The organism is Bradyrhizobium sp. USDA 4506, from assembly GCF_054058795.1.
In genome coordinates, this window is record NZ_JBSSBM010000002.1 from 5603305 (window position 1) to 5624229 (window position 20925).

The 20925-nt window shown below is 63.8% G+C and carries 20 protein-coding genes; 2 read left to right on the top strand and 18 right to left on the bottom strand.

All coding sequences use genetic code 11. The features are described 5' to 3' along the window. The first annotated feature begins 139 nt into the window (after nucleotides 1-139). Nucleotides 140-2080 (top strand): asparagine synthase (glutamine-hydrolyzing), encoded by a 1941-nt coding sequence (gene asnB / locus ACVIHF_RS28630; protein WP_456792909.1) that lies wholly within the window; start codon nucleotides 140-142, stop codon nucleotides 2078-2080. A gap of 13 nt (nucleotides 2081-2093) precedes the next feature. On the opposite strand, the gene ACVIHF_RS28635 is transcribed toward asnB, so the two are convergent. From ACVIHF_RS28635 to ACVIHF_RS28720, 18 genes are all read right to left on the bottom strand, one after another. Next, on the bottom strand, nucleotides 2094-2372 hold the full coding sequence (locus ACVIHF_RS28635) for a hypothetical protein (RefSeq protein ID WP_253606956.1): 279 nt from the start codon (nucleotides 2370-2372) through the stop codon (nucleotides 2094-2096). Further along, entirely contained in the window at nucleotides 2369-2587 is a 219-nt protein-coding gene (locus ACVIHF_RS28640) for a hypothetical protein (RefSeq protein ID WP_253606955.1), read from the bottom strand. The genes ACVIHF_RS28635 and ACVIHF_RS28640 overlap by 4 nt, the downstream gene beginning before the upstream one ends. 422 nt (nucleotides 2588-3009) lie before the next feature. Beyond that, nucleotides 3010-4206, bottom strand: a complete 1197-nt coding sequence (locus ACVIHF_RS28645) for an NADH:flavin oxidoreductase/NADH oxidase (RefSeq protein WP_253606954.1) — start codon at nucleotides 4204-4206, stop codon at nucleotides 3010-3012. Nucleotides 4207-4261: 55 nt separating this feature from the next. Then, entirely contained in the window at nucleotides 4262-5269 is a 1008-nt protein-coding gene (locus ACVIHF_RS28650; RefSeq protein ID WP_456792910.1) for a LacI family DNA-binding transcriptional regulator, read from the bottom strand. A gap of 220 nt (nucleotides 5270-5489) precedes the next feature. Continuing rightward, nucleotides 5490-6377 (bottom strand): MBL fold metallo-hydrolase, encoded by an 888-nt coding sequence (locus tag ACVIHF_RS28655; protein WP_225158766.1) that lies wholly within the window; start codon nucleotides 6375-6377, stop codon nucleotides 5490-5492. Beyond that, complete coding sequence (locus ACVIHF_RS28660; RefSeq protein WP_225158767.1) at nucleotides 6374-7186, bottom strand: aspartate/glutamate racemase family protein; 813 nt, start codon at nucleotides 7184-7186, stop codon at nucleotides 6374-6376. Before ACVIHF_RS28660 ends, ACVIHF_RS28655 begins: the two co-directional genes overlap by 4 nt. An 8-nt stretch (nucleotides 7187-7194) precedes the next feature. Beyond that, nucleotides 7195-8568 (bottom strand): MmgE/PrpD family protein, encoded by a 1374-nt coding sequence (locus tag ACVIHF_RS28665; RefSeq protein ID WP_253606952.1) that lies wholly within the window; start codon nucleotides 8566-8568, stop codon nucleotides 7195-7197. A gap of 11 nt (nucleotides 8569-8579) precedes the next feature. After that, nucleotides 8580-9782 (bottom strand): acyl-CoA dehydrogenase family protein, encoded by a 1203-nt coding sequence (locus ACVIHF_RS28670; RefSeq protein WP_375167053.1) that lies wholly within the window; start codon nucleotides 9780-9782, stop codon nucleotides 8580-8582. An 11-nt stretch (nucleotides 9783-9793) separates the two neighbouring features. Beyond that, nucleotides 9794-10729: a hydroxymethylglutaryl-CoA lyase gene (locus tag ACVIHF_RS28675; protein WP_253606951.1), complete on the bottom strand. Its 936-nt coding sequence runs from the start codon at nucleotides 10727-10729 to the stop codon at nucleotides 9794-9796. 13 nt (nucleotides 10730-10742) lie between these two features. Further along, entirely contained in the window at nucleotides 10743-11537 is a 795-nt protein-coding gene (locus ACVIHF_RS28680; RefSeq protein ID WP_253606950.1) for an enoyl-CoA hydratase/isomerase family protein, read from the bottom strand. Then, nucleotides 11527-12690: a CaiB/BaiF CoA transferase family protein gene (locus ACVIHF_RS28685; RefSeq protein WP_456779130.1), complete on the bottom strand. Its 1164-nt coding sequence runs from the start codon at nucleotides 12688-12690 to the stop codon at nucleotides 11527-11529. Before ACVIHF_RS28685 ends, ACVIHF_RS28680 begins: the two co-directional genes overlap by 11 nt. 79 nt (nucleotides 12691-12769) lie before the next feature. Next, nucleotides 12770-13579 carry an SDR family NAD(P)-dependent oxidoreductase gene (locus ACVIHF_RS28690; protein WP_456792911.1) on the bottom strand — a complete coding sequence of 270 codons (810 nt, stop codon included), beginning with the start codon at nucleotides 13577-13579 and terminating at the stop codon, nucleotides 12770-12772. Continuing rightward, entirely contained in the window at nucleotides 13576-14970 is a 1395-nt protein-coding gene (locus tag ACVIHF_RS28695) for an MmgE/PrpD family protein (protein WP_456792912.1), read from the bottom strand. The genes ACVIHF_RS28690 and ACVIHF_RS28695 overlap by 4 nt, the downstream gene beginning before the upstream one ends. After that, nucleotides 14970-15662 carry an ABC transporter ATP-binding protein gene (locus ACVIHF_RS28700; RefSeq protein ID WP_050387518.1) on the bottom strand — a complete coding sequence of 231 codons (693 nt, stop codon included), beginning with the start codon at nucleotides 15660-15662 and terminating at the stop codon, nucleotides 14970-14972. Before ACVIHF_RS28700 ends, ACVIHF_RS28695 begins: the two co-directional genes overlap by 1 nt. Then, on the bottom strand, nucleotides 15662-16420 hold the full coding sequence (locus ACVIHF_RS28705) for an ABC transporter ATP-binding protein (RefSeq protein WP_456792913.1): 759 nt from the start codon (nucleotides 16418-16420) through the stop codon (nucleotides 15662-15664). The genes ACVIHF_RS28700 and ACVIHF_RS28705 overlap by 1 nt, the downstream gene beginning before the upstream one ends. After that, nucleotides 16417-17454, bottom strand: a complete 1038-nt coding sequence (locus ACVIHF_RS28710; protein WP_253606945.1) for a branched-chain amino acid ABC transporter permease — start codon at nucleotides 17452-17454, stop codon at nucleotides 16417-16419. Before ACVIHF_RS28710 ends, ACVIHF_RS28705 begins: the two co-directional genes overlap by 4 nt. A gap of 4 nt (nucleotides 17455-17458) precedes the next feature. Next, nucleotides 17459-18325, bottom strand: coding sequence for a branched-chain amino acid ABC transporter permease (locus tag ACVIHF_RS28715; RefSeq protein ID WP_310881534.1), 867 nt, complete (start codon nucleotides 18323-18325; stop codon nucleotides 17459-17461). 10 nt (nucleotides 18326-18335) lie between these two features. Further along, nucleotides 18336-19523 (bottom strand): ABC transporter substrate-binding protein, encoded by a 1188-nt coding sequence (locus ACVIHF_RS28720; RefSeq protein ID WP_225158779.1) that lies wholly within the window; start codon nucleotides 19521-19523, stop codon nucleotides 18336-18338. A gap of 377 nt (nucleotides 19524-19900) precedes the next feature. Between ACVIHF_RS28720 and dctP the strand changes: the two genes are divergently transcribed. Further along, nucleotides 19901-20923 carry a TRAP transporter substrate-binding protein DctP gene (gene dctP, locus ACVIHF_RS28725; RefSeq protein WP_456792914.1) on the top strand — a complete coding sequence of 341 codons (1023 nt, stop codon included), beginning with the start codon at nucleotides 19901-19903 and terminating at the stop codon, nucleotides 20921-20923. The last annotated feature ends 2 nt before the right edge of the window (nucleotides 20924-20925 follow it).

Genomic DNA, 20925 nt, shown 5'->3' on the forward strand with positions numbered 1-20925 from the left:
CAATGATAGAAAGGCGCCGTATCCATTTATCCGCTTGGATTTTCGACGTAGAAGCATTGCCGAAGCAGTCTTGGTAGGTTCTCCGCAACGTTACCTCGTGCGGTCCAGCTCAAGCTCAAGCCCCGGAGGCGACGATTGAATGTGCGGTATCTCGGGTATCATCGGCCGGCTTGACGAAAACAACCGGGCCGCGCTCGCTCGGATGAGCAAGGCCATGATCCATCGCGGGCCGGACGGCCATGGCTCGTGGGCTTCGACGCCGGATGCCCGCGGCTGGGGTGTCATGCTCGATCACCGCCGCCTCTCGATCCTCGATCTGTCGTCCGCCGGCGCCCAACCGATGGTGGACGATACAACCGGGCACGTGATTTCGTTCAACGGCGAAATCTACAACTATGTCGCCCTGCGCAAACGCCTCGAGAGCGAAGGGCAGTCTTTTCGGTCCAGCGGCGACACCGCCGTCATGCTGCGGGCACTCGGCCTGCATGGCCTGGAGGCAGTTGGATGGCTGCGCGGCATGTTCGCATTCGCAAGCTGGGATCCGCAACAGCGACGACTTCTGCTTGCACGCGACCAGCTCGGCATCAAGCCGCTGTATATCGCGCAGTCCAGCAATCCGAACACGACGTGGTCGCTGATATTTGCATCCGAATTGCGTGCATTGCTGGCCTCAGGCTTGCTCGGAACGCCGCGTCTTGATCCGCAGGCGGTTGCGAGCAACGTATGGAACGGGTTTGTTGTCGGCCCCTGCACCGCCGTTCAGGGCGTTGAACTTCTTGCGCCGGGTCACTACGCCGAGTTTGACGGGACAGGCCGTAGAATAAGCGAGCGCGATTTCTGGCGCATTCCCGGAGAGTCGCCAAAACCGACAATGGACGAAGCGACGCTTGCCTCGATCCTCGACGCAGGGATGAGGCTTCACCTCGCCAGCGATGTGCCGCTCGCCGTTTTCCTGTCGGGCGGCATCGATTCCTCCGCGATGGCAAATCTCGCGCAACGGACCGCTGACGCCCCGGTTCATACTTTCACGCTCGCGTTCGAGGACCAGCAGTTCAACGAAGCGCCGTTCGCAAGGCAGACCGCTGCGGCAATCGGCACTCAGCATCATGAGGTGGTGTTGTCCGAGCAGCGGTTCGTCGACAGTCTGGACGACGCCCTCGATAGTCTCGACCAGCCAACCTTCGATGGACTGAACGCCTATTTCATCTCCCGGGCTATTCGCGAAGCAGGCTTTACCGTCGCGCTGTCAGGAACCGGGGGTGACGAGCTGTTCGGCGGGTATCCGACGTACCGCGATCTTCCGATCTTGCAGCAGTGGTGTCATCGGGGCCGCGCATTTCCCAGAAAATGGCAAGCCAGGGCTGCAGCTTTGTTGACTTGGCCCCTGCGACGATCCTCGCATCCCGTGCCGCCTCAAACGCGCTGGGCGAAGCTTCCGGATATGGTCGATCGTAGCGAGGATCTGCTGGCGTTATACCAGATGGCCTACGCGCTCTTCCTGCCTGGATTTCAGGGTGAATTGCTTGCACCGGATTTCGCGGGCGCGCTCATGGAAGGCCTTCCCGACGCGATGCGCCGGCGGCTGACGGCCGAAACGGCCGGCCGTACCCCTGTTTCCGCTATTAGCGTGATGGAACAACGTCTCTTTTTGGGTGAACGCCTCCTGCGCGACAATGATGCAGCAAGCATGGCCAGCTCGCTCGAGCAGCGCGTTCCGCTGGTCGACCACGTATTGTTTGGAAGCGTCGACGCCCTGTCGGACGAAGCGCGATATCAGCCCTTGGGGCGCAAAGAAATGCTTCGGCGGATCGGATTGCGCGGTCTCGATCCTGCGCTCTTCGAGCGCCCAAAGACCGGCTTCGTCATGCCCTTTGACCGGTGGATTCGCCGCGGATTGAAGGACGCCATGGATCGAACCATGCGCGATCCGCAGGCGATCGCACCCACCGGCCTGAATCCCGACGCGGTTGAGCGACTATGGCGAGCCTTTCTCGACGGAGCGCCCGGCATGTACTGGTCGCGGGTCTGGTCCATCTACACGTTTGTCCGTTGGTGCCATCGCAACGGCGTTTACGCATGAACAGCGGGTGCCTTCACCGGCTTTCTCGCCGCTCACTCTGACCATTCGTCCAATCGATAACGTCGAACTCGAGCCCTCGCTTCAACATCTCCGCCTCAAGATCGCGGGCATGCCGCTTCCATTCGGCCGTTGACCGGACTCGGAATTTGGGATCTTTGCCGCTTGCCTCGAATTCATCGTCGGCCTCGAGCGCGCCGCGGATAGCTTCGTATATCATCCTCAGACTGGGATCGGTGATGGCACTGCAGGCCATTGGTTTCAGTGTCTCGATCTCGTCGAAGTTTTTGCTCATGACAATGATCGATCCTCATCTACGCGCGCTAGCGCGCCTTCGATGACCTCGATCTCCTCGCGGAGGATATCGCTCACGATCGACGGCTTGAACCCTGGGATGGTGTGCATCTGAACATCATCCAGCAATTGCTGACGATGGTGCCTCAGCTTTTCCAGGGCTTGGCGATCCTTCAACGAAACGTAGCCGGCAACAATCTGCTCGATGGCTTTCATCGGAAATGCGCTCTACAATAAGAATAACGTACTGCAATCTCTCGATTAAAATGGCCAAATCGCTTCCTGACAAGACCCCCACCTTTGTGCTCGTGCGGCAGCGTTAACGCTCAGTCCGTAAAAACCCGGATCTTCCACGAAATGATTCCGCCGCTTGTCGGAATCCGGCTGAAAGCGAAGAAGCCGGTTCGATTGTCCTTGTCGAGTTACTTCCACGCAACACGATGGGGAGGGTGCAGAAGAACCTGTCGTGCGACCGCTTCGCCGATATCTACTCGGCGCAGGTTCAGCAGCGAACCTGAAACGCGCTGCTGGACCCGCGCTGCGATACCCGTCGCGCGGCACCGCGGATCCTCAAAGATAGCAGCGATGCCGTGGACGGCGTTCCGTTCACCGGCTGCGAGCGATGTGTGTGACGCCGGTCAGGAGTGACGCGTAACGACGCCCGTCGGCGTGGCAAAGCCGTGGAGAGTCTTGATCCGCTTCTCGAGCCACCAGCCGAACTCGGGCGACCAATCTTCGAAACGGCTGTTGATGCCGAGATCGTGCGCCCAGTGGTGGGCGATGTTGGGATTGAACTGCGATTGCCGCCCGACGGCAATGAGGTCGGCTTGGCCTTTCTGAAGGATGGCCTCGGCCTGCTGCGCCTCGAGAATGATGCCGACGGCCATGGTGGTGACATCCGCCTCCTTGCGCACGCGCTCGGCGAAAGGAACCTGGAAGCCGAGGCTGCGCGGCACTTGCGCTGCCGTAGCCGCGCCGGAGATTCCGCCGGAGGAACAGTCGACGACGTCGACGCCGCGCGCCTTCAGCTCGCGCGCGAAGGCGACCGTATCATCCATGTTCCAGCCCTCGACGGTGCCGTCGACGGACGAGACGCGCACGAACAGCGGCATGTCAACCGGCATTTCGCGGCGCACCGCCTCGACGATCTCGAGCGGCAGACGCATGCGCCCGGCGCGGTCGCCGCCATACTCGTCATTGCGTGTGTTGGAGACCGGCGACAGGAACGAGGCCAGCAGATAGCCGTGCGCGGTGTGAATCTCGATGGTGTCGAACCCAGCGGCAACCGCCCGCCTTGCAGCGGCTGCCCAGGTGCCGACCATGGCCTTGCACTCGGCGGTGGTCAATTGCCGTGGCGCCAGCCAGCCCTTGGCGACCGGCTCGGCGGTCGGGCCCACCGGCTGCCAGATCCTGGCGCCGGCTTTCAGATTCTCCTCGGTCAGCGGCCCCATGCCTTGCATGGCGGACTGTGCCGACGACTTGCGGCCGCCATGGCCGATCTGAATGCCGATCGCCGTCCCCTGACGCTTCATGAAGGCGACCAGCGGCTTGAAGCTCTCGGCCTGCTCGTCATTCCAGATGCCGAGGTCGTTTTCGTTGGTGAGTCCGACTTCCTCCACCGCCGTCACTTCGACGAAGACGAGCCCGAAGCCGCCCAGCGCATAGCGACCAAGATGCACGAGATGAAACGCTCCGCAGGTATTTCCCGGTTCGCAGCTGTAATGGACCATCGGTGGCACGACGAGGCGGTTCTTCAGCGTAAGGCCTCGAATCGTGAGTGGCTGGAACAGCATCGGCCGCTCGTCATCCTTGCCGTTGATCATCTCACCACTCATGGAACTGTCTCCTTGCATGCTATGGCCGTCCGGTCGTGCCATGGACGGCAAGTCTTCAGGTACGTCTTGGGGGCCCCAGCGACGCGCGCGGAATGAACTCGTTGGGCACGAGCACGCGCCTCGGCTCGTGCGGACCGTCGTTTCGGATGCGATCGAGCAGCATGCCGGCCGCAATCCGGCCGACCTCCGCCTGATCCCAGCCGATGATGGCGACTGCCGGCGAGACGAGCTCGGCGAGCTCGGAATGGCCTGACGCGATCAGCGACACGTCCTCCGGTATCCGCAGGCCTCGCCCGCGCACCGCGCGCAGCACGCCCGACAACATGTCGATGCCGCCGGAAATGATCGCGGTCGGAGGGTTGCGCTGGCCGAGCAATGCCGAGGTGATACGAAATCCCGCGCCGGGCAGGAAGCTCCCGGCGTGAATGAGCGAAGGATCAGGCTCGAGATTTCGCGCGGCAAAAGCCTCCTGATAGCCGCGAACGCGTTCGCGCGCCGGATAGAGCCCGGCGTCGCCGGTGATCAGCGCCACGCGCCGGTGACCGAGATCCAGCAGATGACTGACCGCGACACGCATCCCTTCGGCGTGATCGGCCATAACGGCATCAGTCCAATCCGGCTGATCACGATCGATCAGCACGATCGGAATATCGAGATCGCGCAGGAAGGCCTCGAACTCACCGGCGACCGGCGTGTATGGCCCCATCATTACGCCGTCGGCCTGCCGCCGCGACAGCCGGCTGAGCAGCTCTCGCTCACGCTCCTTGCGGCCTTCCGAGTTGGAGATGAGCAGCGAGAAGCCGACCTCGTCCAGCACGTCGTGCGCGGCTTTGACGAAGCCAGCGAGTTGCGGAATGTTGATCTCACGCAAGATGCAGCCGATCGTGTGGGTCGACCGGATGCGCATGCTCTGCGCCACCGCATTCGGCGTATAGCCCAGATCATCGATTGCGCGCTGGACCTTCCGGCGGATGTCGGGATGGACGGTGGCATTGGCATTGAGCACCCGCGACACCGTGCCGGTCGATACGCCCGCTGCGGTCGCCACGTCGCGGATCGTCAATTTGCTTCCGCGACCTGCCGTTTGCTGTTCTGCCATCACCATCACCGGGGCTGAGACCTCAATCCCCTGCACAATACGCGGAAGCCAATTCGGCCGCAGGTGCTATCCGCCGGCCGAAGGCAAATGATTTGTGCATTTCTCCAACGTGATCCAAACGGCCTGGCCTCCCGTCCTTGTTCCGGAAACGATCAGATGGCGTCGGCTTCGACGATACTGCGGCTCATACTTCGAACGCCCACTGCTCCGCCACCAGGCTGTATCGCCCTGCCTCGCGCCGCATATGTCCGAACCCGGGGAAATGCAGATGCATGCCGCCGACCAGCATGTCGTCTGTGACCACCATGTCGAACATCATCTGACGAGCGGCTGCGGCGGCCTCGGGGTCGGTGTCGAATTCCATCGTCACTTCCGGACGTGCAACCTGGATCTCCGGCACATGGACCGTGTCCCCCCAAACCACCATTGATTCGCCGCCGCGCGATACGACATAGGCGGCGTGGCCGGGGGTATGACCGTGGATCGGGATCGCCGTGACGCCCGGGAGCACCTCGCCCTTCCGGAAAGTCTTGACGCGATCGGCAGCCATATAGGGCTTCAGCTGGGTGCGGCCGGCCTCGAAATAGCGGCGCCGGGGCCGCTCGGCCGCCTTGGCCATCGCCTCGTCGTTGAACCAGTGATTGATCTCGTTCTCATGGACGATGACTTCCGCGTTGGGAAACAGCCGCGTTCCGGTTGCGGCATCTGTCAGCCCGTTGGAATGGTCGGGATGGACGTGAGTCAGCAGCACCGCGTCGACCGAGGCCGGATCGATGCCGGCGGCAGCGAGATTTGCCGGCAGACGGCCGCAGGTCGGCCCCATCAGATCCGCCGATCCGCAGTCGATCAGGTAGGTCCGGTTGTCCATGCGCACGGCAAAGGCGTTGACCGAGATGCGCGGCGGCGAGGTGCGATGATCGCGCGCCAGGATGGCCTTGGTTTCCTCCTCGGGGATATTGCGAAAGATCGTGTATCCCATGTCGACGTAACCGTCGCTGAGGCCGGTGACCAGCGCGTCGCCAAGCCTGCGGTGATAGACTCCTGCGACTTGCGTTGAGGGTGAAGTGCTCATTGTGCGTCCCCTTGCCAAAATCTTGCAACGATCGCTGGATCGTCGCGCCTGTGGTGCCAGCTCCGGCCCACGCCAAGTTGTGCCTTCGACCAGAGCCTGATCTGCATCAGCGCGTAGGCCCAGGTGACGGCAAACACGTCCATCACGGGAGCACCGGCGATGCGGTGGACGCCGTGACGAACCAGGAGTTCCGCCAGCACACCTTCCGCCGGAATGATGACGTCAGCGCCGCGCGCCACCAGGCGCTCGGCCGCGGCGGTGAAATTTGCGATGACCGGAGCCGGATCGACGTAAGCGCGCGCCAGTTGCGGCTCGTCGAGCGGCGGATCCATCGCCGCAACCTCCAGCACACGGGCGGCGAGCTTGTGCTTATCGACCGCAACCTTCGTCATCCACTGCACCGCCGGCGCATTGGAGATCAACGCCACATAGCTGCCGAGCGAGCAGCCGACCAGAAGACCACTCTCGGTCAGCGAGGCGACGGGAATATCCACCGCGGAGCGGATCTCGCGCAGAAACGGCTCGCTGAACGAACCGATCACGAAGGCATCATAACCCTGCCGCTCGGCGGTGATCGCATTGTCGATCACCCGGCTGAGAATGCGGTGATAGGCGAATGCATTGCCGAGCACCGCAGTGGCCGAAGCGCCGGCGTATGATCCGGACGGAAGCCCGTGGACGACGACCTCGGCGTCGTCGCCAAGGATTTCCGCCGCATGGGCCTCGAGCGCGCGCTTGTAGACTTCGAGATGATCGAGCTCGTTGACCGACTGGTGCCAGATGCGCGGCGTCGATCCCTTCCCAGGCATTGCCGCGCTCATGCGTCGCCCCGGTCGTTGGTCAGGCGAAGCGAGCGGATCGACCCGAGGTCCTCGATATTCCAGAGCTGCTCGAACAGCGCTGCGGCCTGGCCTTGCTTGAACACCCGGGTCGCGCATTCCATGAACTTATCCTGCAGTTCATCGCGCGAGAGCGGGCGCTGCCAGCTGCCCTTGGCATGAACCACCGGCGCGTGCTCAAGCACTTCGCCCGACGTCAACACGACGCTGACGCGGTCGGCCGGCGCGAACGGCTGGTCGCCCGGCATGATCTCGTCCGTCGTCGTGCAGCGGACCTTGGCGAAGGTAGCGCCGACATCCGGCCGCGAGACGAACTCATCGGTGAGCTCGGACAGCCCGACGCGGCCGGCGATCAGCGCGGCGGTCATCGCGAATTCCATGCTGAACTTGGCCTCGAGACCGGTCTGCGGATTGGTGTTGCGCAACATCAGCCTTTGGGTGACGCCGGTGTGGACCCGAATTTCCTTCACGTCGTCGGGCTTGAGCTTGTGCGCATTCACCAGGCCAATCATCGCGTCGATCGAACGATGGGTCGCATAGCAGGTCGGATAGCGCTTCACATTGATGCCGAGATCGGCAAGCCGCCAGTTGCGGCCGATATCGATCGTGCCGTTTTCGATATCCGGCGTGCCCGATGGCGAATGGGCGCGCAGGAAGCCGGTTTGGTGTTCGAGCACATCCAGCGATGCGGTAAATCCCTGATCGGCGAGGCGCGCGGCAAGCACGCCGGATTGGGCGGTGCGGCCGGCATGCAGCGATTTGGTCATGGTGCCGAAATTGGCGACCAGTCCGGAGGCGAGCGAGGCGGCGATCGCGATGGCATGCGCGGTCTTCGTGGAGTCGAGATTGCGCAGCCGCGCACAGGCGGCCGCGGTGGCGAGCGCGCCCATCACGGCCGTCGGATGAAAGCCGCGCTCATGGAGGTGACCGGGCTCCAGCGCAATGACCTGCGCCCAGACTTCGTAGCCCGCGGCATAGGCGGCGAGCGCGTCGGCACCGCTGGAGTCGAGCGACCAGCCTTCGGCCAGGATGGCCGGCACCAGCACGGTGCTCGGATGTCCGGCGAGCGCCACGTCGTCATAGTCGAGCACGTGCGCTGCGACACCGTTGACGAGCGCAGCATCCGGCGCCGCGAGATTGCGGCCCGACGGAACCTCGGGTGCGCCGTCGTTCTGGGTGGACGCGGCCACCATCGCCGACACGATCCGCACCGGCTGCTCGGCGGCACCAGCGATCATGACGCCGACGCAGTCGATGATGCCGATCCGCGCCGCCTCGCGGCAGCGGCCGGACAGATCGGACAGCTTGAGGCCGGCTACAAAATTGGCCGTCTGACGCGTGATATCCAGCATGGGTCGTCTCCTCAGTAGGAACGCGGAAGACCGAGCACGTGCTGCGCCACATAGGCCAGCACCATGTTGGTCGAGATCGGGGCTGTCTGGTAAAGACGGACCTCACGCCATTTGCGCTCGACGTCGTATTCCTGCGCAAAGGCGAAGCCGCCATGGGTCTGGAATGTCGTATCGGCCGCTTTCCAGGTGGCCTCCGACGCCAGCAGCTTGGCGATGTTGGCGTCTGCTCCGCAGGGCTGCCCGGCCTGGAACAGCGCGGCGGCACGGCGGCACATCATGTCGGCGGCTTCGAGTTCGGCGTAGGCGCGCGCCAGTGGAAACTGGATGCCCTGATTCTGGCCGATCGATCGTCCGAAGACGCGCCGCTCATTGGCATAGGCGACGCCCTTGCCGAGAAGCCAGCGTCCGTCGCCCACACATTCGGAGGCAACCAGGATTCGTTCGGCGTTCATGCCGTCGAGGATGTAGCGAAAGCCCTTGCCTTCCTCCCCGATGAGATTGGCGACCGGCACTTTCAGGTTCTCGATGAACACCTCTGTCGTATTGTGATTGACCATCGCCTTGATCGGGCAGATTTCGACGCCGTTGCCCTTGGCCTCACGCAAGTCGACGAGGAACACCGAAAGTCCGTCGGTGCGCCGCTTCACCTGATCGACCGGACTGGTGCGCGCCAGCAGCAGCATCAGGTCGGAGTGCAGCGCCCGCGACGTCCAGACCTTCTGGCCGTTGACGACATAGACGTCCCCCTGACGCTCGGCGCGGGTCTTGAGCTGGGTGGTATCGGAGCCGGTATTGGGCTCGGTTACGCCAAAGGCCTGCAGCCGCAGCCGTCCCGCCGCGATTTCCGGCAGGTAGGTCCGCTTCTGGGTCTCGTTGCCGTGACGGAGCAACGTACCCATGATGTACATCTGGGCATGCGCGGGACTGGCGCTGCAGCCGTTCGCATTGATCTCTTCGAGGATCACTGCCGCCGCACGCAGCGGCAGGCCCGAACCGCCGTATTCCTCCGGGATCAGCGCGCCGAGGAATCCCGCCTCCGTCAACGCCGCGACGAATTCGGTCGGATAGGCGCTTTGATCGTCGAGCTTGCGCCAGTATTCGCCCGGAAAGCCCTTGCAGATCTGCCGCACCGTGTTGCGCAGGTCGGAGAAATCCTCGCCCAACGTGACGGTGACCTCCATGTCGGCGGTTTGGGCGGCGTCGTGATAGTTCATGTCATATCCTTTCAGGCGGCGGCGCTGGCCGACACGCGGAACGTTTTGGGCAGGCCGGCGCGGGCGATCGCGCCGGAGAACCGTTCGCCGGGCAGCCAGCTCTCGACCTCGCGTCGCAAGGCAACCAGCCGCTCGACATCGGCGCCGGTATCGAAACCAAGTTGCTCGAGCAGGAAGACGGTATCCTCGGTGTCGATGTTGCCGGTGGCGCCGGGTGCGAACGGACAGCCGCCGAGTCCGGCGAGGGATGCGTCGAAGGCGCGTACACCCGCATCCAGTGCCGCCGTCACATTGGCGAGACCGAGACCGCGCGTGTCGTGGAAGTGGCAGGCGACCGGCAGTGGACGCACCGCTGCGATCACCGCGCCCATCAGGCGGCGGACCTGACCTGGATCGCCATAGCCGACCGTATCGGCGACGATGATCTCGTCGGCGCCCATCCCGGCGAGCCGCACCGCGATCTCGACCACTCGTGCCTCCGATACCGCCCCCGAGATGGTGCAGCCGAACGCGGTCGCGATGCCCGCACCAAGTCCGATTCGTGCTCCGGCGCGCTTATCGCGCGCCGCGGCGATGCGCGCGAAATCCTGCAACGACTCCTCGGTGCTGCGGCGAACATTGGCCTGGTTGTGCTCCTCGCTCGCCGACAGCACATAGTTGACGATTGGCACACCGAGCGCGAAGGCGCGCTCGGCCCCCTTCAGATTCGGAACCAGAACCGACGGCCGCAAGCCCGGCATTGTCAGCGCGCCGCGGGCCACCTCCTCCGCGTCGGCAAATTGCGGGATCACCTTGGCCGGCACGAATGAGGTCACCTCGATCTCGCGGATTCCGGCCTCCACCGCGCCACGGCACCAGGCCAGCTTGCGCGCGCTCGGCAAGATGGTCTTGACCATCTGAATGCCGTCGCGGGGTCCGACCTCGCGAACATGAGCTTTCTCACGCATTTCGCGCCTCCTCCTACTTGCCTTGAAAGTTGGGTTTGCGGCGCTCGTTGAACGCCAGCACGCCCTCGCGCCGGTCCGCGGTCGGGACCAGACGGTTGTAGGCCTCGATCTCGAAGGCGAGGCCATCGGCGAGCGACATCTGCAAACCGCGATGGATCGCCTGCTTGGCCTGGCGCACCGAGATCGGGCCATTGGCAGCGATGCGATGGGCGATGGCGAAGGTCGCCTCCAGCAATTCCCCTGGCGGCAGCACCCGATTGACCAGCCCCCACTGCTCGGCCTCGGCAGCCGAGAACGGCTGGCCGGACAGGATCAATTCCTTGGCGCGGCGCTCGCCGACGGCGCGCGGCAGATTCTGCGTGCCGCCGCCACCTGGCATGATGCCGAGCGTCACTTCGGTCAGCGCGAAGCGTGCATTGGTCGAGGCGTAGACGAAGTCGAGCGCAGCCGCGATCTCACAGCCGCCGCCATAAGCCGCACCATTGATCGCGCCGATCACGGGAATTGGACAGCCCAGCAGAGCGCGCAGCATGCGCTCGAAGACCAGATGCTGTGCCTGCCAGGCCTCGTCCGTCATGCCGTTGCGCTGCTTCAGATCGCCCCCGGCGCAGAACGCCTTGTCGCCGTGTCCAGTCAGGATCACCGCGCGCAACCCTTCGATGTCGGTCGAGAAGCCCTCGAACAATTCCACCAGATCGAGGCCCATCTGGGTGTTCATCGCATTGGACGCTTCCGGCCGGTGCAACGTCACCAGCAGGATATCGCCATCACGCCGTTCGACCTTGATGGCCTGGAAATCAGTTCGCATTGATGGCTCCCTTGCTCGCAGGCTTTCGAAGAATGGCATTGTGCTGGCCGAGCGCCGGCGCAGCGGTGCGTGCGCGCGGTCGCGTACCGTCGAAGGCAAGCGGAACGCCGACAAGATCGATATCGTCGCCAGCACATCGCACCATCATGTCGAGGGCGCGGGTTTGCGGATGCTCCGCAACCTGATCGGTGGTCAGCAGCGGTGCATTGGGAACCCCGGCGCCGTCGAGAATGCCGCCAAGCGCATCGGCCGTATACTTACGCACCGCGGCCGCGATTTGCGGGATCAGTCGTTCGCGGTTGACGACCCTTGCCGCGTTGGTCGCGAAGTCAGGATCGCGCGCAAGCGCCTCGAGACTCAATGCCACGCACAGCTTGCGGAACAGATTGTCGTTGCCGGCGGCAATCATCAGCCATCCGTCGGACGCCTCAAATGCCTGATAGGGCGCGATTTCCGCGGTGCCCGATCCATAGGGCTTGCGCACCTCACCTGACGCCGCATAGCCGGCCAGCGGAACGGTCATCCACGCGAGCCCGGTCTCGTAAAGCGAGGTCGCAACGCTGCGGCCCTGACCGCCCTTGTTGCGCGCCACCAACGCGGCGAGCATGCCGATCACTGCCCACATGCCGGAGCCCATGTCGACCAGCGAGACGCCGACACGCACCGGCGGCCGGCCGCCCTCGCCGGTGACGCTCATGATGCCGGTGCTGGCCTGGGCGAGCGGATCGTAGCCGGGCTTGCTAGCGAGCGGCCCCTTGGCGCCGAACGCGCCGATGTCGCACCAGATCAGCGATGGCTTCGCGGCGCTGAGCGCATCCGCGGTGAGACCAAACTTGTCCAGAATGCCAGGCCGCAGATTCTGGATGACGGCATCGGCCTCGTTCAGGATCAGCGACTTCAGCCTCTCGCAGTCCTCCGCTGCGCCGAAATCGACGGTGATGCCTTCCTTGCCGCGATTGAGACTATGGAACACACTTGCCGTTCCGTTCCAGAACGGCGGCCCCCAGCCACGCGCATAATCGCCGCTCTTGGGATTTTCGACCTTGATCACACGGGCGCCGAGATCGGCCAGAATCAATCCGGCATAGGGGGCGGCCACGCTGTGTCCGAGTTCAATCACGGTGATACCAGCGAGCGGCTTGTCAACGTCCATCAAATCCTCCCGGCTGCCGCAAGGGCCGCCGCCGTTCCTGTTGTCATCAATCGATTCATCATGTCGAGCGGCGTCGCTTTCACGACTTGTCCTGCGCATTGTCGGCAACCAGCACCGCGCCGTTGACGAAGCTCGCGCGGTCGGACAGCGCGAAGACGATCAAATTGGCGAGTTCCTCCGGCGCGCCCCAGCGCGTGTTGCGCATCGAGTTATTTTCCGACCAGCGCTTGCGTTCGGCTTCCGCCTCCTCTTCGCCCAGATTGCGCTTGGCGAGCTCACGCTCCCATTTTGCAAAACGTTCCGGAGTATTGACGAAACCGGGAACGACGCAGTTGACGCGAATGTTGTGCGGCCCGAATTCGTTGGCGAGAATCTTGGAGAAGCGGATTTCGGCCGACTTGGCCGGACCGGTGCATGACGACAGGAACGGCGGCATCGTCACCATGATCCCGGTTTCGCCCGACACGTTGACGATGCTGCCGCCGTTCTGCTCGATCATGATCGGGATGATGCGCTGACAGATACGGAACTGAGCGAAGAAATTGATCGCCATGCCGTACTGCAATTCCTCGTCGGTGACTTCGAGGAACGGCTTGTAGGTGCCGGTGCCGGCATTGTTGACCAGGATGTCGATGCGGCCGAGACGGTCGCGGGCGACCGCCGGCAGCCGCTCGATCTGCTTCAGATCGGTCACATCAAGCGACAGCGTTTCGACCTTGACGCCGGTGCTCCGCTCGACGTCAGAACGACATTCGGCCAGCGCGTCCTCGCGGCGCGCGCAGACCAGAACCTTGACACCCTCCTCCGCCAGCAGGCGTACGGTCTCGAGACCAATGCCCTTGCTGCCGCCGGTGACGATCGCAGTCTTGCCTTCAAGTCCAAGTTTCATTTGATCGCATCCCTTTGAGATCGGGTCAGGCGGTCGAGCAGCCTGCGCACAGGCATCGATCCGCCGCTACGTGCCGAGGCGAAAACCTCGGCCGCAAGGCTGGCGCCTTCGCCGGCCGGAATTCCGGTGCCGGCCAGGCGGCTATCAAAAACCTCGATGGCGCGGGCTTCGTCCTGGAACACCAGAACCTTGGGCGCCTCGCGCGCGGTCCGGCGAAGACGCCCACCATTTTCCATCTCCAACTCGACGGTCGCGTCGAGATGGGTACCGATCGCGTCCGGCTCGACGATCGTCTTTTCGACGAGTGTCATGATCTCCCGGTCCTGGCGATGCTCGACGCCCATCTCGTAGTCGAGGCGGCCGTAGCGCAGCATGGCGGCGACCGCAAAGGCGGTGCTGGCCTGGGTCTGCACCGTCCGCGTGAACGGTCCCTTGAATGACGTTCCCGGATATTGCGTATAGGGCTCCCAGATCGTCACGGTGATCCGCTTCACCTGCGACAGATCGATGCCGTCGCGGTGAAGCATATGCGCCGCCAGCACCGCCGACATGTTGTCGCCCAGGGTTGCGAACGGTTTTGCCATGATGCCGATCATCGTCGCGACATCGGGGCCTCGCTGCCATTGTTCTGGCGTGCGATCGAGGCCGGCAAGCGAGCGCAACAATCCCTTCGGTCCTTCCAGCGCATCGGGCGCCCCCTGGACGCCGCGCGCCGCAAGCTCCGCGGCCACCAGCCCACCTTGGGCGGCCCGCCCGTTCTGTACGCGCCATTCGTCGGAGCCGCAGCGCACCGGCTCCAGCGTGCCGCCGGTCGTGCAGGCCGCGATTGCAACCGCGCTGGTGGACCTCGGTGGATCGAGTCCAAGTGCGGCGGCGGCCGCCGCCGCGGCGCCGATCGTGCCGAAGGTCGGGCTGGTCCGCACGCCCCGGCCGATCAGGCCGCGGGCAACGACTTCACCCGCACCAAGCCATTTGAGCGCGGAATAGCCGACCGCGAGAGCGGTCAATACGGTGCGCAGCGGCGCATCCAGCGTTTCGCCAAGCGACACCGCGACCGGCGCAATCAGGGATCCCGGGTGCGTCCATGAATCGTGGTCGGTGTCGTCCTGAAAATGGGCGTGAACGGCAATGCCGTTGGCGAGAACCGCCTCGGACAGCGCGGCATGTTTGCCGCTCGCCCAGATGCGCGCGGTGCGCGGTCCAGGCAGCACCTCCGCGGACATCGCGCGCGCGGCCGCGGCCGTCGGCTCGTGTCGCGCCGCGAGCGCGAGCCCCAGCGAGTCCAGCAGGCAAATGGCTGCCTTCGTGGCGACATCCGGGGACAGTTCGCTCGCCGACGTCGTTGCGGCGAAGGTCCCGAGCAGCGCAGTGGCGTTCAAAGTAGCGGACATCACAAATACTCCTCGGCAAGCGCAACGTCGCGAATTTCGGCGACGGTGCCGCTCCGCCTGACCTCGCCACCGCGCATCACGTAGCCGCGTGTGGCAAGCTTGAGCGCCGGACGCGCCATCTGCTCGGTCATGAGAATGGTCGTGCCGCGCTGTTGCATATGGCGGATCGCCTCGCTGATCTGCGCGATCCACACCGGCGCGAGCCCGAGGAAGGGTTCATCCAGCAGCAGCAGCTTGGGAAACGAACTCATGGCGCGCGCCAAGGCGACGATCTGCTGTTGTCCCCCCGACAATTGTCCGGCCGGCTGGCTGGCGCGCTCCTTCAGGATCGGAAAGATGCCACAGAGCCAGGCCCAGGCTTGGCGCTGGCTCGCCCCGCCGTGCCAGCAGGCGCCGCTCAGGACGTTGTCGGCGACCGACATGGTCGGGAATACGCGGCGGCCTTCGGGCGAATACCCAATTCCGGCCCGCGCGCGCCCATCGCAGGATACGGCACTGAGATCACGGCCCGCGAAGCGCACGCTGCCATGCGAGGCCTGGACCAGACCGATGATGGCGTTGATCAGGCTCGACTTGCCGGCGCCATTGGCGCCGATCAGCAGGACCGTCTCGCCCTCGGCGACGTCGATCGAGACGCCGCTGATTGCCGTGATGCCGCCATAACGGACTTCGAGGTCTTTCACCGCCAGCATCAGGCCACCTCCTCGTCCACCGTCCCGAGATAGGCGTCGATGACATCCTTGCGTGCCAGGACGTCGGCCGGAGCGCCTTCGGCCAGGACACGGCCGGAATCGAGCACCAGTATTCTCGGACAGAGGCGGCGCACGAGATCCATGTCATGCTCGACGATCAGGACCCCGCAACCGAGCTCCGTCCCCACGTGGCGCACGAAAGCATCGACCCGCAGGCGCTCCCGCCGCTCGAGGCCGGCCGCCGGCTCGTCGAGCAGCAGGACTTTCGGCCGGGCGGCGCAGGCCAGAATGAGACCGAGCATCTTCTGGAGCCCGTACGGCAGCTTGTCGCTCTGCTCGTCGAGCTGCGGTTCAAGCTCGAACTCGTCGATCAGCGGCGCGACGCTGTCCCATCCGGGCCCACTGCCGCTGAAGCGAAGGGCCCGCGAAATATTCTCGCGGACCGATGCCATGGGGAAGGTGTTGGTCTGCTGGAAGCTGCGGATAATTCCCATGCGACTGACGGCATGCAGCGGCTTGCCGGTCATATCCTTGCCGTCGAGCCGCACCCGGCCGGTGGTCGGCGGCAACATGCCGCAAATGACATTGATGAGCGTGGTCTTGCCGGCGCCGTTCGGCCCGATGACGCCAAGGACGTCGCCTGGCGGGATGGCGAAGCTGACATTGTCGAAGACATGCAGCCCGCCGAAACGCTTGGAGATGGCTGCGACCTCGAGCAGCGCGCCGCCGTCGGTCCGTCCGGTGCGTTCAGTCGTCATTGCAGGGGCTCCATCGCATTGGGCACGCTCAGCGTCGGCGACGAGGCGACGGTGGAGGACCGCGACGGCGACGATGGCGAAAGCATGCGGACGCTGAGGCGATGGATCGTCCCGACGACGCCCTCGCGCGCGACCAGCACCACCACCACGATCAGGAAGCCGAACAGGAACTGGGAATACTCCCCGCGCAATGCGAAGACGTCTCCCGCCCAGATCAGCAGAGCGCCACCGACAACCGGGCCAAGCATGCTGCTCTTCCCACCGATGATCGCATAGGCAATGTAGTTGACCGATGACAGCGCGCTGAACGAGGTCGGATGAGCGGTGAGCAGCATGTTGACGAGGGCGAAGCCGGCGAGCCCGGATACGCCCGCCGCGATGGCGAAGCCGAACGCCTTGTAGTGCCAGACGACAAGGCCGAGACTCTGGGCGAGCAGTTCGTTCTCCTCGATCGCCGCGAAATGCTGGCGCAGCGTGCGGGTCACCGCAGCGGTGACGATAGCACCGGCGAGCGCCAGCCCGATCGTGACCTGCAACACCGCGCGGTTGTCGGCGAGCTCCAGCCCGAACAGCGTCACCGCCGGCATCCCGACCAGTCCATTGGACCCGCCGGTCCATCCCGGCGTTTCAAACAGCAACAGTTGCGTGATCTCGGTGAGGACGAACGTGACCAGCACGAAATAGACGCCGGTCAGACGGAGCACCAGCGCGCCGAGCGGCAGCGCAAACAGCGCCGGCACCACGAAGCTCGCAAGCCCCAGCAGCAGCACATCGGTCACGCCGTGACGAAGCCCCAGGATCGCGACGGTGTAACCGCCGATCGCCATGAAGGTCGGCACCGCGAAGGTCATCAGATTCATGCGCAGCATGATGTAGACGCTGAACGCGGCCGTAATCGCGATCAGCATCTGGTTGGCCAGCGAATAGACCATCGGGTTCTGGCTGAGCCAGGGGACTACGAAGGCGGCCGCGATAACCACGACGCTTGCTGCCTCGGCCAGGTCGCCGCGCTTGGAAAGGGTGCGGGCTGTCATGTGCTTAAGCTCCCCGAACCCGGTGACCGAACAGACCCGATGGCTTGACGACCAGCATGACCAGGACGAGCACGAACAGCGCGAGTGCGCCCTTCGAGCCACCGAGATAGACCGCAGAGAACGCCTCCGCCATGCCGACGATGAAAGCCGCGACTGTCGCACCACCGACGCTACCGAGACCGCCGAGAATGACGATCAGGAAGGACGTCGCCAGCACAGGATCGCCGATATGCGGCGCGAGCGACAGGATCGGTGTGACCAGCGCGCCGGTGAGGCCGGCGAGCCCCGTCGCCAAGGCGAAGGCAGCCGGGAACAGAATTGCAGGACGCAGTCCCTGCGCTGTCGCCACCGCGCGGTCATCGGCCAGCGCTCGCAGCGCGCGGCCGAAATCGGTGTAATAGATCAGGCCGTAGATCGACAGGATCCCGACGATGCAGACGCCCAGCACCACGAGATTCTCGATCGGCACAAAGAAGCCATGGCCGTGAATGACACCGGTCAATGGAAAGGCGAAGGCCGGAGATTGCGGTCCGAACACCACCAATATGCCGCTCGACATCATCAAATAGAGGCCGAGCGTCAGCATCAGCGTCGCCAGATGATCGTCGATCACGCGATCCAGTACGAAGCGTTCGAACAAGAATCCGAGCAGCGTGGTGCCCAGCGCCGCGCAGATCACCGCCAGCGCGTAGGGCACGCCAAGATAGGTCACCGCGGAATAAGCGAGATATCCTCCGAGAACGTAGAAGCCGCCATGCGCGAAATTGACGACTCCCAGAATGCCGAAGATCAGGGTGAAGCCGAGGGCGAGCAGCGCGTACTGCGCACCCAGGCTGATGCCGATGAGGCAGGTGGCGACAAAACCTTGCACGGAGTACCCGCTACTTGCCGCCGGCCGCTTCGACCCTGATGGTCGGTTGCAGCTTGCCTTTTTCCACGAGTCCGACGCCGAACGGGAACGACAGTTCCTGGTTGATGCCGAAGAAATCCTGCCCGATCCAGTGTCCGGGACCGATATTGGGATCCTCAACCGGCAACGATCGCAGGGCCTCGGCAACCTTGGCCGTGTCCGAGATGGTACCGGCCTTGGCGATGGCTTTGGTTACCATGCGGGCGGCGGAGACCCACTGAAAGAACAGATTGTTTTCCGGCCGCTCGGCGCCGAGCAACTTCTTGTACTCGTCGGCGATCAATTGCACTTTCTCGTCGATGAGAACCGGCTCGTACCAATAGAAGTCCTTCAGCACCTCGTCGCCACCGGCGACGCGGGAGATTTCGGTGTATCCCGGACCGCCGAGACGTCCGATCGGTCCCTCAAATCCAGCCTGACGCAATTGCTTCACGATGATGCCGGCGTCGCCAGGGGGCGATGAAGCGAGATCGACGGCGTCGGGCTTCGCGTTCATGATCCGGGTCACGATCGGCGCGAAATTGGTGGTGCCACGCTGATAGTATTCCTCGGAAGCGGTGATGCCGGTTCTCTTGTATGCGTCGGCGTCGACGCTCGCGATATCCGTGCCACCCTGGTCGTTCGGCGCGACCAGCACCACGCTCTTCATGCCGAACTTCTGCTTGGCGATCTTGATGATCGGCTCGGCCCAGCCCGAAGGACCCGGCCCCATGTGAAAGACCAGCGGCAACTGCGGCGATAGCGCATCCTTGGCGTAGCCGTTGCCCATCACCAGCATCGAATTGCGCTTGGCGATCGGCTTCACGCCGGTGAGCTCGGGCGAGCCGATCGGACCGATGATGAATTTAACGCCCTGCCCTGCCAGCGTGTTGGCTGCAGCGGCGGCGCCTTCGGCCGTGTACTTGCTGTCGATGGCAACGACGTTGACCTTGCATGGCGTCCCGTCGACCTTGATCAGGCCGTCCCGGTTGGCCTCGGCAGCGACGAGCTCGACCGCGCCGCGCAGCGCGAGGCCCCATTGCGCAGCGGGACCCGACAGAACGCCGACGACGCCGAGCGTCAATTCCTGTCCCGCCGCCATCACCGAAACATTCGAACTGGCCAGCGCAGCGCCGATGGCGATGCCGGACAACAGCAGATTTCTCCGCGTAGTGCTCATCACTCCCCCCGTAATTTGTTGCGGCTCATGCGCCGTCCACTTGTTGCGTGGAAACCCGAAGCGTTCCGCTCCGGGGCCGCGCGTATCGCTCGGCGCCGGGACGCTAGGCGCGCGGAGGTCGCCTTGTCAATGAAACGTTTCACGAAAAATAGGGCAGATCAGCTATGCTTGAGATGAGCCACCGCTCTCGACATGCAATAAATATGAATAATAACAGCAATTTACCCTGTCGATCGAACGATCCATCAGAACTCCAAACGACGCACCGCTACTGACACACCTATGCAATGAAACGTTCCACTTGAATCAACCTAGCCTGCCCGTTAGCTTCCGTGACCCGTCGCGGACAGAAGACGACGGCCAAGGGGAGAAACTCGATGATGCGGGGCGCCGTGACGGCCGTGCTTGCCGTGCTTGCGATTCAGTGCAGCCAGGGAGCGCTAGCAGCCGAAACTCAGTTCAAGCTGCGGGCTTCGGTGGACACGTCGGCCACACACGGACGGACATTGTCTGCCGCCGACTACCTGAAGAAGCTGCAGGAAAAATCCGGCGGCCGGATCACGACCGAGCTGTTCCACAGCGGCCAGTTGTTTCGCGACCGCGACGTGGTGAAGGCGCTGCGTCAGGGCGCCGTCGAGATGGCGATCCCCGGCACCTGGGTGCTGACCGGCTTCGTCCCCGATGCAGACGTCTTCCAGCTGCCGGCATTTTTCGGGCAGCCCTATCCGGTGGTCTATGCTGCTGCCGACGGCAAGATCGGCGAGATCATCAACAAGCAATTCGAGAGCAAGCTTGATGTCAAATTGCTCGGCCCCTGGCTGCAGCTCGGATATCAAAACACCTACAGCACCAACAAGGCGATCCGCGACTTCGCCGATCAGGCCGGCATGAAGATCCGCAACTCCGGCGGTGCCGGACAATCGGCGCGAGCCAAGTTCTTCAATGCAACACCGAACGTCACAGCCTGGCCGGACGTTCCGCTGGCGCTCTCGCAAGGCACGTTCGACGGGCTGAGCTCGACCGATGAAAGCCTTGCCAGCGCAAAGCTCTGGGAATCCGGCGTGAAATATGGATTTGCGGATCGCGAATTCGTCGGGTTCTACGTGCCGATGATCAGCGAGAGCTTCTACAAGAAGCTGCCGCCGGATCTCCAGAAGCTGGTCATCGATCTCTGGCAGGAGAACATCCAGGCCTACCGCAAGAGCATGGAAGAGGCTCAGACCGAGGCACGCCACACGCTGGAGAAGAACGGCATCGTGTTCGTTTCGCCGTCCGAGAGCGCGCTCGCTGCGGTCCGCGCCAAGATGCTGCCTTTGCAGGACGGCATCGCGAAGGAGTTGCGGATTTCGCCCGCCTTGCTGCAGCAGGTGCAGGCGGATGTAACGACCGTCGGCCATTGATT

Bases quoted from the DNA above. Each gene is read 5' to 3' on its own strand.
- asnB (WP_456792909.1), top strand. From the start codon at position 140: ATGTGCGGTATCTCGGGTATCATCGGCCGGCTTGACGAAAACAACCGG.
- ACVIHF_RS28635 (WP_253606956.1), bottom strand. From the start codon at position 2,372: ATGAGCAAAAACTTCGACGAGATCGAGACACTGAAACCAATGGCCTGC.
- ACVIHF_RS28640 (WP_253606955.1), bottom strand. From the start codon at position 2,587: ATGAAAGCCATCGAGCAGATTGTTGCCGGCTACGTTTCGTTGAAGGAT.
- ACVIHF_RS28645 (WP_253606954.1), bottom strand. From the start codon at position 4,206: ATGAGTGGTGAGATGATCAACGGCAAGGATGACGAGCGGCCGATGCTG.
- ACVIHF_RS28655 (WP_225158766.1), bottom strand. From the start codon at position 6,377: ATGAGCACTTCACCCTCAACGCAAGTCGCAGGAGTCTATCACCGCAGG.
- ACVIHF_RS28660 (WP_225158767.1), bottom strand. From the start codon at position 7,186: ATGCCTGGGAAGGGATCGACGCCGCGCATCTGGCACCAGTCGGTCAAC.
- ACVIHF_RS28665 (WP_253606952.1), bottom strand. From the start codon at position 8,568: ATGCTGGATATCACGCGTCAGACGGCCAATTTTGTAGCCGGCCTCAAG.
- ACVIHF_RS28670 (WP_375167053.1), bottom strand. From the start codon at position 9,782: ATGAACTATCACGACGCCGCCCAAACCGCCGACATGGAGGTCACCGTC.
- ACVIHF_RS28675 (WP_253606951.1), bottom strand. From the start codon at position 10,729: ATGCGTGAGAAAGCTCATGTTCGCGAGGTCGGACCCCGCGACGGCATT.
- ACVIHF_RS28680 (WP_253606950.1), bottom strand. From the start codon at position 11,537: ATGCGAACTGATTTCCAGGCCATCAAGGTCGAACGGCGTGATGGCGAT.
- ACVIHF_RS28685 (WP_456779130.1), bottom strand. From the start codon at position 12,690: ATGGACGTTGACAAGCCGCTCGCTGGTATCACCGTGATTGAACTCGGA.
- ACVIHF_RS28690 (WP_456792911.1), bottom strand. From the start codon at position 13,579: ATGAAACTTGGACTTGAAGGCAAGACTGCGATCGTCACCGGCGGCAGC.
- ACVIHF_RS28695 (WP_456792912.1), bottom strand. From the start codon at position 14,970: ATGTCCGCTACTTTGAACGCCACTGCGCTGCTCGGGACCTTCGCCGCA.
- ACVIHF_RS28700 (WP_050387518.1), bottom strand. From the start codon at position 15,662: ATGCTGGCGGTGAAAGACCTCGAAGTCCGTTATGGCGGCATCACGGCA.
- ACVIHF_RS28705 (WP_456792913.1), bottom strand. From the start codon at position 16,420: ATGACGACTGAACGCACCGGACGGACCGACGGCGGCGCGCTGCTCGAG.
- ACVIHF_RS28710 (WP_253606945.1), bottom strand. From the start codon at position 17,454: ATGACAGCCCGCACCCTTTCCAAGCGCGGCGACCTGGCCGAGGCAGCA.
- ACVIHF_RS28720 (WP_225158779.1), bottom strand. From the start codon at position 19,523: ATGAGCACTACGCGGAGAAATCTGCTGTTGTCCGGCATCGCCATCGGC.
- dctP (WP_456792914.1), top strand. From the start codon at position 19,901: ATGATGCGGGGCGCCGTGACGGCCGTGCTTGCCGTGCTTGCGATTCAG.